Source organism: Cupriavidus sp. 30B13, assembly GCF_049059565.2.
Lineage (GTDB): Bacteria > Pseudomonadota > Gammaproteobacteria > Burkholderiales > Burkholderiaceae > Cupriavidus.
In genome coordinates, this window is the sequence record NZ_CP188223.1 from 495,490 (window position 1) to 508,806 (window position 13,317).

The following is a 13,317-nucleotide window of genomic DNA, read 5'->3' on the forward strand; positions in this document are numbered from 1 at the left end:
TCGCCAGCAGGTCACGAGACCTCAAGCACGCAACGGTGTTCTCCCCTCTCCCGCCTGCGGGAGAGGGGCCGGGGGAGAGGGCGGGCGCCACCACGAAGCGCAAGACTCCGCGTACCGCAAACGCACCGCCCACCCCCACCGGCCGGCTTAAGAAGCCGGCGTCCCCGCAGAAGCTTCCTTCCATCCACCCCCGAGTGCCTTGTACAGGTTGACCTCGCTGCTCAGCTGGTTGAGCCGGTCGCCGATCAGCACCTGCTGCGCGTTGAACAGCTGGCGCTGCGCATCGAGCACGGTCAGGTAGTTGTCGACGCCGGTGCGGTAGCGCTGCTCGGCCAGCCGGTAGTAGTCCTGCGTCGCGTCGACCAGGCGCATCTGCGCCTGGAGCTGGTCGCCGAACGTGCCGCGCGCGGCAAGCCCGTCGGCCACTTCGCGGAAGGCCGTCTGGATGGTGCGCTCGTACTGGGCTACGTTGATGTCCTTCTGGATGCGCGCGTAGTCCAGGCTCGCCGACAAGCTGCCCGCGGTAAACAGCGGCAGGTTGATGTGCGGCTGGAACAGCCAGGTGCCCGAGCCCGCCGAGAACAGGTCGGAGAGCTGGTTGCTGGCCGTGCCGGCGGAGGCCGTCAGGCTGATGCTGGGGAAGAACGCCGCGCGCGCCGCGCCGATGTCGGCGTTGGCCGACAGCAACTGGTGCTCGGCCGACAGGATGTCGGGCCGGTTCTGCAGCAGGTCCGACGGCAGTCCGGCCGGGACCTCGGCCAGCAGCTTCTGGTCCAGCTCCAGGCCCGGCGGCAGGTCGGCCGGCATGCTGCTGGTGCCGAGCAGCTGCAGCAGCGCGTTCTCGTCCTGCGCGACCTGGCGCGTGTAGCGGGCCAGGCTGGCGCGCGCGGTCTCCACGCTGGTCTGCGCCTGGCGCAGGTCCAGGCGCGAGGCCACGCCCTCGTCGTAGCTGCGCCTGGTCAGGCGGTAGCTGCGCTCGTAGGTGCCGAGCGTGTCGCGCGTGAGCTGCAGCAGCGCCTCGTCGGCGCGCAGCGTCAGGTATGCATCCGCCACGCTTGAGACCAGCGCGATATGGGTGCCGCGCATGGCTTCCTGGCTGGCGAAGTAGCGCTCCAGCGTGGCGGTGCTCAGGCTGCGCACGCGCCCGAACAGGTCGAGCTCCCAAGCCGTGGTGCCGAGCGACACGCCGTAGCTGCTGCTGATGACGCGCTGGCCCGTGTTCGACAGGTCGGCCGGCACGCGCTGGCGCGAGCCCGACGCGCTGGCGTCCACCTCGGGGAACAGCTCGGCGCGCTGGATGCGGTACTGCGCGCGGTAAGCCTCCACGTTGAGCGCGGCCACGCGCAGGTCGCGGTTGTTGTCGAGCGCCGTCTCGATGAGGCGGCGCAGGCGCGGATCGGCGAAGAAATCGCGCCAGCCGAGCTCGGTCGCCTGCGGCGCCTGGGCGGTTGCGCCGGCCTGCGGGTAGGCCGGGCCCTGCGGATAGGCGCCCGCCACCGGCGCGGCCGGGCGCTCGTAGTGCGGAATCAGGCTGCAACCGGACAGCGCAGCGAGCGCCGCCGCGGCGGCCAGGCTAATCACGTGTTTTTTCATTGGAGCGCTTCCGTATTGAGGGGGGCCGCGTCGGCGTGCGGCTTGCGCTTGAACAGCGAGCCGACCACGACGAAGAACAGCGGCACCCAGAAGATGGCCAGGACGGTGGCCGTCACCATGCCGCCGATCACGCCAGTGCCGATGGCGTGCTGGCTGCCGGCGCCGGCGCCGCTCGATACCGCCAGCGGCGCCACGCCCAGCATGAACGCCAGCGAGGTCATGATGATCGGGCGCAGCCGCATGCGGCAGGCCTCGACCGCCGCCTCGACCATGCCCTTGCCCTGCTCATGCAGCTCCTTGGCGAACTCGACGATCAGGATCGCGTTCTTGGCCGACAGGCCGACCGTGGTCAGCAGGCCCACCTGGAAGAACACGTCGTTGGACAGCCCGCGCAGGAGCGTGGCCAGCAGCGCGCCGATCACGCCCAGCGGCACCACCAGCATCACCGAGAACGGGATCGACCAGCTTTCGTACAGCGCGGCCAGGCACAGGAACACCACCAGCAGCGACAGTGCGTACAGCGCCGGCGCCTGCGAGCCCGACAGCCGCTCCTCATACGACAGCCCGGTCCACGCGTAGCCGATGCCCGGCGGCATCTGCTTCATGATTTCCTCGACCGCCGCCATCGCCTCGCCCGAGCTGCGGCCCGCGGCCGGCTCGCCGAGCACTTCCACCGCCGGCACGCCGTTGTAGCGCTGCAGCTTGGGCGAGCCATAGCCCCACTTGCCGGTGGCGAAGGCCGAGAACGGCACCATCGCGCCCTTGTCGTTGCGCACGAACCACTTGTCCACGTCGTCCGGGTTCATGCGCGAGTTGGCCTGGCCCTGCAGGTAGACCCGCTTGACGCGGCCACGGTCGATGAAGTCGTTGACGTAGCTCGAGCCCCACGCGATGGACACCGTGTTGTTGATGTCCGACAGCGAGACGCCGAGCGCGCGCGCCTTTTCGTCGTCGATCTCCAGCAGGTACTGCGGCTGGTCGTTCAGGCCGTTCGGCCGCACGCGCTGGAGCACCGGGTTCTTCGCCGCCAGTTGCAGGAACTTGTCGCGCGCGTTCATCAGCGCCAGGTGGCCCAGGCCGGCCTGGTCCTGCATGTAGAGGTCGAAGCCGGTCGCGTTGCCCAGTTCCTGCACCGCGGGCGGCGCGAACGCGAACGACAGCGAATCGCGGAACGAGGCGAACTTGCGCTGCGCGCGCTGGGTCAGGTCGAACACGCTGGTGTTCTCGCCGCTGCGCTCCTCCCACGGCTTGAGCAGGATGAACGCCAGGCCCGAGTTCTGGCCGCGGCCGGCGAAGTTGAAGCCGTTCACCGTGAACAGCGAGTCCACCACCTTGCCCTCGTCCTTGAGCAGGTACTCGCGCATCTGGTCCAGCACCTTCTGCGTGCGCTCGGCGGTCGCGCCCGACGGGGTCTGCACCTGGGCATACAGCACGCCCTGGTCTTCTTCCGGCAGGAACGAGGTCGGGATGCGCGTAAACAGGAAGGCCATCGCCGCGACGATCGCGATGTAGAGCAGCAGGAACGGGATGCGGCGGCGCAGGATTCCCTTCACGCTGCGCTCATAGCCCTGCGTGGTGGCGATGAACTTGCGGTTGAACCAGCCGAAGAAGCCGCGCTTGTGCTCGCCGTGGTCGCCCTTGTCGATCGGCTTGAGCATGGTGGCGCACAGCGCCGGCGTCAGCACCAGCGCCACCAGCACCGACAGCACCATCGACGAGACGATGGTGATCGAGAACTGGCGGTAGATCACGCCGGTCGAGCCGCCGAAGAACGCCATCGGCAGGAACACCGCCGACAGCACCATCGCGATGCCCACCAGCGCGCCCTGGATCTGCCCCATCGACTTACGCGCGGCCTCCTTGGGAGACAGCCCTTCCTCGGCCATCACCCGCTCGACGTTCTCCACCACCACGATGGCATCGTCCACCAGCAGGCCGATCGCCAGCACCATGCCGAACATGGTCAGCGTGTTGATCGAGTAGCCGAACGCCGCCAGCACGCCGAAGGTGCCCAGCAGCACCACCGGCACGGCGATGGTCGGGATCAGCGTGGCGCGCACGTTCTGCAGGAACAGGTACATCACCAGGAACACCAGCACGATGGCCTCGAGCAGCGTCTTCACCACCTCGTGGATGGAGCCCGAGATCACCGGCGAGGTGTCATACGGATACACCACCTTCATGCCCGGCGGGAAGAACGGCTGCAGCTGGTCCAGCGTGGTGCGGATCGCCTTGACCGTCTCCAGCGCGTTGGCGCCGCTGGCCAGGCGCACGGCGATGCCGGACGCCGGCTGGCCGTTGTACTGCGCGTTGATGTTGTAGTCCTGCCCGCCCAGCTCGACCTGCGCCACGTCCTTCAGGCGCACCTGCGAGCCGTCCGGGTTGACCTTGAGCAGGATGTTGCCGAACTGCTCGCTGGTCTGCAGGCGGGTCTTGCCGATCACGCTGGCATTGAGCTGCTGGCCCTTGACCGCCGGCAGCCCGCCCAGCTGGCCCGAGGCCACCTGCACGTTCTGCGCCTTGATGGCGTTGCTGACGTCGAGCGGCGCGAGCTGGTAGCTGTTGAGCTTGGCCGGGTCGATCCACACGCGCATCGCGTACTGCGAGCCGAACACCTGGAAGTCGCCCACGCCATAGGTGCGCGACAGCGGATCCTGGATGTTCGAGACGATGTAGTTCGACAAGTCCTCGCGCGTCACCTTCGGATCGGTCGAGATCAGGCCCACGATGAGCAGGAAGTTGCGCACCGACTTGGTCACGCGGATACCCTGCTGCTGCACTTCCTGCGGCAGCAGCGGCGTGGCCAGCTGCAGCTTGTTCTGCACCTGGACCTGCGCGATGTCCGGGTTGGTGCCTTGCTCGAAGGTCACGGTGATGGTCATGCTGCCGTCGGAGTTGCTTTCCGACGAGATGTAGCGCAGGCGGTCCAGGCCGTTGAGCTGCTGCTCGATGACCTGCACGACCGTGTCCTGCACCGTCTCGGCGGAAGCGCCGGGGTAGTTGACCGAAATGGCGATGGTCGGCGGCGCGATGGCCGGGTACTGGCTGATCGGCAGTGCCCGGATCGACAGCACGCCGGCGAGCATGATGACCAGCGCGATCACCCACGCGAAGATCGGGCGATCGATGAAGAATTTAGACATGGAGGATTCCTTATCCCTTGTTCCTTGCTCTGGCTAGCGCTCAGGACTTGGCCAGCGCGGCGGCATCCGACGCGCCGCCGGCCGTGGCCGTGGCCGTGGCCGCTGCCGGTACCGCCTTGACCTTGGCGCCCGGGCGCACGAACTGCAGGCCCTCGACGATGACGCGGTCGCCGGCGCTCAGGCCGCTGGTCACCAGCCACTTGTCGCCCACGGCGCGCTCGGTGGTGAGCGTGCGCAGCTCGACCTCATCCTTGGCGTTGACCACCAGCGCGGTAGCCTGGCCCTTGAGGTCGCGCGTGACGCCGACCTGCGGCGCCAGGATCGCGTTGGCCTTGACGCCTTCGCTCAGGCGCGCGTGCACGAACATGCCCGGCAGCAGCACGTGGTTCGGGTTCGGGAACACCGCGCGCAGCGTCACCGAGCCGGTGCCCTGGTCCACCGACACTTCGGAGAACTCCAGCCGGCCCGCCTCGGGATAGACCGTGCCGTCCTCCAGCCGCAGGCTCACCTTGGCGGCGTTGGTGCCGGCGCTGTCGAGCTTGCCGTCGGCCAGCTCGCGGCGCAGGCGCAGCAGCGTGGACGAAGGCTGGGTCACGTCGACGTAGATCGGGTCGATCTGCTGGACCGTGGCCAGCGCGGTGGCCTGGCCGTTGACCGCCAGCGCGCCCTCGGTCACGGTGGAGCGGCCGATGCGCCCGGAGATCGGCGCCAGCACCTTGGTGTAGCGCAGGTTGATCTCGGCGCGCTGCACGGCGGCCTGCGCCTGCAGGAACGACGCCTTGGCCTCGGCCGCGGCCTGCTTGCTGACCGCTTCGTCGGCCACCAGGCGGCCGTAGCGCTCGGCCAGCAGGCGGCTCGATTCCAGCGTGGCCTGGGCGCTCTTGTAGGTCGCGTCGTAGGTGGCCGGGTCGATCTGGTACAGCTGCTGCCCTTGCTTGACGTCGCTGCCTTCCTTGAACAGCCGGCGCTGGATGATGCCGTCGACCTGCGGCCGCACTTCGGCGACCAGGTAGGCCGAGGTGCGGCCCGGCAGCTCGGAGTCGACCATGACCGACTGCGGTGCCAGCGTGACCACCCCGACCTGCGGCGGCTGCGGAGCCGCCGCTTGCTCTTTCTTGCCGCATCCGGCGAGCGCGGCCAGGGCAATCCCCGGCACGCCCAGAATCAAAGCACGCGTGATGCGCGATCGTTGCATTGCGATTTCCTAGAAGATTGAAAGACTGCGAGACCCGATCGACCTCCGGACCGTCCATCCTGCGGTCGCGTGGGTCAGCCGATACGGTTGAGTGAGAGCGCCCGCCTGCAGGCGCCTATGCCGGATGTCCGGCAGCGATTAAGATGCGAAGGTAGCTGACAGGTCAGATGTTGACAAGAGGATTATAGGGAAATGAAAAAGTTCAGACAAAGGGCGCTCCGGGCTGCCGGCGCCGGCTGTCGCCTGCGGCGCGGTACATGAGGAGGCCTGGTGTCGGGCGGGTCGGGACAGTCGCCGTCATGCCGCTGAAGCGAGCAAGGAACGTGCCGCCGGGGCCTCTCCATCACGGGCGCGAGTCCACCTACCGATACGCAGATAGGCGATTCTATCCCGGCTGCGCCGGGTTTTCCCGGCATTGTCCGGGCGAAATATTTCAAACGATTAATGCGAGCGGCGAAACCGCCGCGCGCTCTGCGGCATGTTGTCGCAGCGCCAGGGCCGCAGTGAGCCACTTTGGTGCGTGCGGCGGGGGCGAACGCAGCCGCCGGACCGCGCGCGGCCGATGAACGAAAATGGAGCGCGCCGGCGCGCTGCACGGGCGCCACGGTCTTCACGCGGTCTTCAAGACAGGACAATGCAGGCATGAACATGTTCGAAGCGATGGGAATCTTCGTCCAGGTGGTCGATCACGGCAGCTTCGCGCGCGCCGCGCAAGCCAATCAGCTCCATCGCCCCGCCGTGACCAAGGCCATCCAGCAACTGGAGCAGGAGCTCGGCGTGCAACTGCTGCGCCGTACCACGCGCAAGCTGAGCATGACCGAGGAGGGCGAGGAGTTTTACCAGCGCTGCACCCAGCTCCTGGGCGACTTCGCCGACGCGCTCGCGCTGTTCTCGCCCACCCACCCGCCCAAGGGCAAGCTGCGCCTGGACGTGCCCACCGCGGTGGCCAAGGCCATCATCGTGCCGGCCCTGCCCGACTTCCGCCGACGCTATCCGGCCATCGAACTGATCCTGCGCTGCTCGGACCACCCGGTCGACCTGATCGGCGAAGGCGTGGACTGCGCGGTGCGGCTCGGTGAGCTGGCGGACTCCAGCCTGGTGGCGCGCCGCGTCGGCACCATCCCGATGGTGACGTGCGGCTCGCCGGACTACCTGTCCCGGCACGGCACGCCGGCGTGCCTCGACGACCTCGACCGGCACGTCGCGGTCAATTTCCTGATCCAGCACGGCCGGCGCACGCTCGAATGGCAGTTCGAGGCGGATGGCGCCATCGTGTCGAAACACGTGCACAGCGACATCGTGGTGGACGACTCCGAAGCGTTCCACGCCTGCGGGCTGGCCGGCATGGGGCTGCTGCAGGGCCTGCGCCCGGCCTTGCAGCCCTATATCGACGCCGGGCAGCTGGTCGAGATCCTGCCCGGCATCAAGGCGGTGCCCCGGCCGATTTCCGTGGTCGTGACCGAGCGCCGCTATCGCCCGCCAAAGGTGGACGCGTTCATCGGCTGGCTGGCGCGGCTCTTCGTCGAGCAGGGACTGGCCTGAGCATTGTCATCGCTGGCGCGGTCTTTGTCGCCGTCGCCATTGTTATGGCCGCAGTAATAATCAAGTTCCCCGGCGCGCGTTTATCGGCGCGCGCATTGCGCGTAGATTCGCGCCGCGGGCAGTGCTGGTCTTTGCATTCCAAGGTTGGGCGACGAGGGCGGCGCTGGCGCCCGCTCACCGCCCGCCGCCAAGGCGGCACCAACCCGGGAAAACCAAGATGGACCTGCACCTCAACGGCAAGACCGCCGTGGTCACCGGCGCCAGCCAGGGCATCGGCCGCGCCATCGCCATGGCGCTGGCCGCCGAAGGCGCCAAGGTGTTCGCAACCGCGCGCAACGAGGCGCTGCTCGCCAGCCTGGCCGACGATATCGTCGCCGCCGGCGGCGCCGAGCCCGTCCTGCTGGCGCAGGACTTCGTCGCCGACGACGGCCCGCGCCGCATCGTCGACGCCGCGCTGGCGCAGCTCGGCCACGTCGACATCCTCGTCAACAACGCCGGCGGCAGCCGCCCGATGGGCGTGGACGCCCCCGAGGCGCAATGGCTCGAAGGCATGACGCTCAACTTCGACCGCCACCGCCAGCTCACCCAGGCGCTGCTGCCCAATTTCCTCGAACGCAAGGCGGGCGCCATCGTGAGCCTGTCCGGCAACCTGGAGCCGGAAGTCGTGAACGCCGCGATGGTGGCCAAGGCCGGCCTCGTGGTCTGGTCCAAGGGCCTGTCCGAGCAGCTCGGCCCGCATGGCATCACGGTCAACTGCGTGCAGCCCGGCCTGATCGACACCGCGCAGATCCGCCGCCTGTATCCCGGCGACGAGCGCCGCAAGTTCGCCGAGCGCGAGATCGCCCTGCGCGACTTCGGCGAGCCCGAGGACGTGGCCAACGTGGTGACCTTCCTGGTGTCGCCGCGTGCGCGCTATATCACCGGCACGGTGACGGTGGTCGACGGCGGCATGCGCCGCTATTCCTTCTGAACGATTCCTTTCCACCGCCAAGAGAACAACGCAATGCCAAAGGTTTACCAGTTCAACCGCACCGGCGGTCCCGAGGTGCTGGAACTGCATGAGGTCGAAGTGGCCGCGCCCGGCGCCGGCGAAGTGCAGATCCGCGTCAAGGCGATCGGCCTGAACCGCGCCGAAGTGATGTACCGCAGCGGGCAATACGTGATCGAGCCGCGCTTTCCGGCCCGCCTGGGCTATGAAGCCGCCGGCGTGGTGGAGGCGGTCGGCGACGGCGTGGCGGGCTTCGCGCCCGGCGACAAGGTCAGCGTGGTGCCCGCCTTCTCGTTCGCCGACTACGGCATGTACGGCGAGCTGGTCAACGCGCCCGCCCACGCGGTGGTCAGGCATCCCCGCGGCCTGCCGTTCGTCGACGCCGCCGCCGCGTGGATGATGTTCGTCACCGCCTACGGCGCGCTGGTCGAATTCGGCAACCTGCGCGCCGGCGAGACCGTGCTGGTGCGCGCGGCCTCCAGCAGCGTGGGACTGGCCGCCATCCAGATCGCCAGGATGGTGGGCGCGGTGCCGGTGGCCCTGACGCGCGGCAGCGCCAAGCGGCAGGCGCTGCTGGACGCCGGCGCGGCGCACGTCGTCGCCATGCAGGAGCAGGATCTGGTCGCCGAAGTGGCGCGCATCACCGGCGGCGCCGGCGCGCGCATGGCGTTCGACCCCGTGGGCGGCCCGCAAGCCGCCAAGCTGCTCAAGGCGCTGTCCGTCGACGGCATCTTCTTCCAGTACGGCGCGCTCGACGCCGGCGACATCCCGGTGCCGGTGATGGACCTGCTCGGCAAGCACCTGACGCTGCGCGGCTACGAGCTGTTCGAGATCACCACCGACCCGGACAAGCTGCGCAAGGCCCGCGACTTCGTCAACGCCGGCCTCGCCTCCGGCCAGCTCAAGCCGGTGGTGGACAAGACCTTCGCCTTCGCCGACATGGCCGAGGCGCACCGCTACATGGAGTCGAACGCGCAGGTCGGCAAGATCGTCGTCACCTTGTAGCGGCGCGCGCCGGACCGGCAGGCGCGGGGAGGCTCACTCCCCCCCGTACTGCCGCAGCCCCTCCAGGTCCAGCACCTCGATCACCCCGTAGTCCACCTTCACCAGCCCCTGCTGCTCCAGCACCTTGAGCGCCTGGTTGGCGCGCTGGCGCGAGATGCCAGCCAGCAGCCCGATCTCCTCCTGCGAGATCTCCAGCGTGGTGCCCAGCCCCGGATACAGGTGCTCGTTGAACAGCGACGACACCGCGCGCGCCACGCGCGAGTCGATGTCGAGCAGGCGCTCGTACTCCACCGCGGCGATGAACTGCCCGAGCCGCTCGTTGAACTGCGTGAGCAGGAAGCGCGTGAACGGCAGGCTGGTATCGAGCAGCCACTGGAACGTGTCGAGCGGCAGGAAGGCGATGCGCGAGCGCCGCAGCGCCATCACGTCGTACTTGCGGATCTCGCGCTTGAGCACCGCGCCCTCGCCGAACCAGCCGCCGGTGGGCACGCCGGTGAAGGTCACCGACTTGCCCGAGGGCGACACCGTGGTGATCTTGACGATGCCTTCGAGCACGCCCAGCCAGTGCTCGGCCACGTCGCCCTTGTGGCAAACGTAGTCGCCCTGGCTGTATTCGCGCACGCACATGGCGCGGCGCACGCGCTCGCGCTGCTCCGGCGTGAGGTCGGCCGCCCACACGCAGCGGTCCACGAAATCGTTAAGCATTAGCTGAAAACCCTTCCCGTAGGGATTAACCCCGAATTGTCACCGGCGTGACAACCGGGGGAAATGGCATGAACTATCTTACGATCACCACGAACCGCGAGTGCGCGCCAGGACAGGCGCGGCGGGCTTGTTGCGACGCGGCGGCCGCATGGCCGCCGGCGGGCAAAACAGGCCAAGTATAACCAGCGGAAGCAGGCTTGACACCGGCTGCGGAGCCCCGCCGCCGAGGGAAAGGAGACAGCGATGCAGGAACCGTCGGCGACGACCTTCCCGCGCCTGCTGCTGGCGCATGCCCAGCAGCGGCCCGGAAGCCCGGCCTACCGCGAGAAGGACCTCGGTATCTGGCAGACCTACAGCTGGGCGCAGGCCGCGCAGGAAGTGCGCGCGCTGGCCTGCGGGCTGGCCGCGCTCGGCTTCGCGCGCGGCATGAACCTGGCGGTGGTGGGCGACAACCGCCCGCGCCTGTACTGGGCCATGAGCGCCGCGCAGGCGCTCGGCGGCGTGCCCGTGCCGCTGTACCAGGACGCCATCGGCGGCGAGATGGTCTACGTGCTCGACGACGCCGAGATCGACTTCGCCGTCGTCGAGGACCAGGAGCAGGTCGACAAGCTGCTCGAGGTCGAGGCCCAGCTCGCGCGGCAGGGCCGCGCGGTGCGCCACATCATCTACGAAGACCCGCGCGGGCTGCGCGGCTACGACCAACCGGCATTGATGTCGTACCAGCGCCTGCAGGAGATCGGCCGCGAGTTCGACCGCGCCAACCCGGGCTTCTTCGACGCCGCCGTCGCGGCCGGCTCGCCCGAGGACACCGCCATCATCCTCTACACCTCCGGCACCACCGGCAAGCCCAAGGGCGTGTGCCACTCGCACCGCGGCCTGATCGGCGCGGCGCGCAACGGCTGCGCGTTCGACGGCCTGGTGCCCGGCGACGACGTGCTGTCCTACCTGCCGATGGCGTGGGTCGGCGACAACCTGTTCTCCTACGCGCAGGCCCTGGTGGCCGGCTTCACGGTGAACTGCCCCGAGTCGCGCGACACCGTGATGACCGACCTGCGCGAGATCGGCCCCACCTATTACTTCGCGCCGCCGCGCATCTACGAGAACCTGCTCACGCAGGTGATGATCCGCATGGAAGACGCGGGCTGGGCCAAGCGCCGCCTGTTCCACTGGGCCATGAACGTGGCGCGCCGCTGCGGCACCGACATCCTCGACGGGCGTCCGGTGCCGCTGGCCGAGCGCCTGCGCTACGCCGCCGGCGAAGCGCTGATCTACGGGCCGCTGCGCAACGTGCTCGGCATGAGCCGCATCCGCGTGGGCTACACCGCGGGCGAGGCCATCGGCCCGGACCTGTTCCGCTTCTACCGCTCCATCGGCGTCAATCTCAAGCAGTTCTACGGCCAGACCGAGACCTGCGCCTACGTCTGCCTGCAGCCGGACGGCAAGGTCAAGTTCGACTCCGTCGGCCCGGCCGCGCCCGGCATGGAGATCCGCATCGCCGACAACGGCGAGGTGCTGGTGCGCGGCGTGGGCCTGCTCAAGTCCTACTACAAGCGCGACGACGCCACCCGCGAGGCCATCAACGACGAAGGCTATTTCATGACCGGCGACGCCGGCGTGATCGACGCCGACGGCCACCTCAAGATCATCGACCGCGCCAAGGACGTCGGCAAGCTCGCCGACGGCGCGATGTTCGCGCCCAAGTACATCGAGAACAAGCTCAAGTTCTTTCCCTACATCAAGGAAGCGGTGGCCTTCGGCACCGGGCGCGACCGCGTCTGCGTGTTCATCAACATCGATTTCGACGCGGTGGGCAACTGGGCCGAGCGGCGCCACCTGGCGTATGCCGGCTATATCGACCTGGCCGCCCAGCCCGAGGTGATCGCCATGATCGGCGAGTGCGTGGAGCAGGTGAACGCCGACCTCGCGGCCGACGCCATGCTGGCCGGCTCGCAGGTGGCGCGCTTCCTGATCCTGCACAAGGAGCTCGACCCGGACGACGACGAGCTCACGCGCACGCGCAAGGTGCGGCGCGGCTTTATCGCGGAGAAATACGCGGCGCTGGTCGACGCGCTGTTCGCCGGCCGCGCCGAGCAGTTCATCGAGACGCGCGTGAAGTTCGAGGACGGGCGCGAAGGCAGCGTCTCGGCCACCCTGAAGCTGGTCGATGTGAAGCGCTTTGCGCCGGCTGCCGGCGCGGCGCGCGCGGCATGAGCGGAGACGCAAGGATGACCCAGATGGCATGGCAAGGCGTAGCGCGCGGCGGCGATGGCCAGCCCGCATGGAGCGGGGCGGCCACCGCGGCGATCGCGGCGGCCCCGGTGCAGGACGAGGCGCAGCCCGCGCAGGCGCACGCGCGCCAGGCCGGCGACGTGATCCTGGACCTGCAGAACATCTCGCTCTCGTTCGGCGGCGTGAAGGCGCTCACCGACATCTCGTTCGACGTGCGCGAGCACGAGATCCGCGCCATCATCGGCCCCAACGGCGCGGGCAAGAGTTCCATGCTCAACGTCATCAACGGGGTCTACCACCCGCAGCAGGGCCGCATCGTGTTCCGCGGCCAGGAGCGCCGCAAGATGCATCCCACCGAGGCCGCGCGCCAGGGCATCGCGCGCACCTTCCAGAACATCGCGCTGTTCAAGGGCATGACCGTGCTCGACAACATCATGACCGGGCGCAACACCAAGTTCCGCAGTGGCCTGCTGGCCAACGCGCTGTGGTGGGGCCCGGCGCGCAACGAGGAAATGCAGCACCGCCGCAAGGTGGAGGAAGTGATCGACTTCCTGGAGATCCAGGCCATCCGCAAGACCCCGGTGGGACGCCTGCCCTACGGCCTGCAAAAGCGCGTGGAACTCGCCCGCGCGCTGGCGGCCGAGCCGTCCATGCTGCTGCTCGACGAGCCGATGGCCGGCATGAACGTGGAAGAAAAGCAGGACATGTGCCGCTTCATCCTCGACGTGAACCACCAGTTCGGCACCACCATCGTGCTGATCGAGCACGACATGGGCGTGGTGATGGACATCTCCGACCGCGTGGTGGTGCTCGACTACGGCAAGAAGATCGGCGACGGCACGCCCGACGTGGTCAAGGCCAACCCGGACGTGATCCGCGCCTACCTCGGCGCCGGGCACTGAGCGCGCGGGATCCAG

The 13,317-nt window shown here is 68.7% G+C and carries 9 protein-coding genes; 5 read left to right on the top strand and 4 right to left on the bottom strand.

The window, feature by feature from the left end:
* Positions 1-147 precede the first annotated feature (147 nt).
* The 3 genes from ACKI2N_RS02295 to ACKI2N_RS02305 are packed head-to-tail and all read right to left on the bottom strand — an operon-like array spanning position 148 to position 5,931.
* On the bottom strand, positions 148-1,593 hold the full coding sequence (locus ACKI2N_RS02295) for an AdeC/AdeK/OprM family multidrug efflux complex outer membrane factor (protein WP_420996190.1): 1,446 nt from the start codon (positions 1,591-1,593) through the stop codon (positions 148-150).
* Positions 1,590-4,736 carry an efflux RND transporter permease subunit gene (locus ACKI2N_RS02300; protein WP_420996191.1) on the bottom strand — a complete coding sequence of 1,049 codons (3,147 nt, stop codon included), beginning with the start codon at positions 4,734-4,736 and terminating at the stop codon, positions 1,590-1,592. Before ACKI2N_RS02300 ends, ACKI2N_RS02295 begins: the two co-directional genes overlap by 4 nt.
* Positions 4,737-4,776: 40 nt before the next feature.
* Entirely contained in the window at positions 4,777-5,931 is a 1,155-nt protein-coding gene (locus ACKI2N_RS02305; RefSeq protein ID WP_420996192.1) for an efflux RND transporter periplasmic adaptor subunit, read from the bottom strand.
* A 642-nt stretch (positions 5,932-6,573) separates the two neighbouring features.
* Here ACKI2N_RS02305 and ACKI2N_RS02310 point away from each other — a divergent pair.
* The 3 genes from ACKI2N_RS02310 to ACKI2N_RS02320 all read left to right on the top strand — a co-directional run bounded on the left by ACKI2N_RS02310 (position 6,574) and on the right by ACKI2N_RS02320 (position 9,466).
* A complete protein-coding gene (locus ACKI2N_RS02310) occupies positions 6,574-7,473 on the top strand; it encodes a LysR substrate-binding domain-containing protein (protein WP_420996193.1) in 900 nt (299 codons plus the stop codon).
* Positions 7,474-7,690: 217 nt separating this feature from the next.
* Positions 7,691-8,443, top strand: a complete 753-nt coding sequence (locus ACKI2N_RS02315; protein ID WP_420996194.1) for an SDR family NAD(P)-dependent oxidoreductase — start codon at positions 7,691-7,693, stop codon at positions 8,441-8,443.
* 33 nt (positions 8,444-8,476) lie between these two features.
* Positions 8,477-9,466, top strand: coding sequence for a zinc-dependent alcohol dehydrogenase family protein (locus tag ACKI2N_RS02320; protein WP_420996195.1), 990 nt, complete (start codon positions 8,477-8,479; stop codon positions 9,464-9,466).
* Between the two features lie 33 nt (positions 9,467-9,499).
* Here the strand turns inward: ACKI2N_RS02320 and ACKI2N_RS02325 are convergent, their stop codons facing one another.
* Positions 9,500-10,171, bottom strand: coding sequence for a Crp/Fnr family transcriptional regulator (locus ACKI2N_RS02325; protein ID WP_420996196.1), 672 nt, complete (start codon positions 10,169-10,171; stop codon positions 9,500-9,502).
* Between the two features lie 243 nt (positions 10,172-10,414).
* On the opposite strand from ACKI2N_RS02325, the gene ACKI2N_RS02330 reads away from it, so the two are divergent.
* Together ACKI2N_RS02330 and ACKI2N_RS02335 are read left to right on the top strand one after the other, a co-directional pair.
* Complete coding sequence (locus ACKI2N_RS02330) at positions 10,415-12,382, top strand: AMP-dependent synthetase/ligase (RefSeq protein ID WP_420996197.1); 1,968 nt, start codon at positions 10,415-10,417, stop codon at positions 12,380-12,382.
* A gap of 14 nt (positions 12,383-12,396) precedes the next feature.
* Positions 12,397-13,302, top strand: a complete 906-nt coding sequence (locus ACKI2N_RS02335; protein WP_420996198.1) for an ABC transporter ATP-binding protein — start codon at positions 12,397-12,399, stop codon at positions 13,300-13,302.
* Positions 13,303-13,317: the final 15 nt, after the last annotated feature.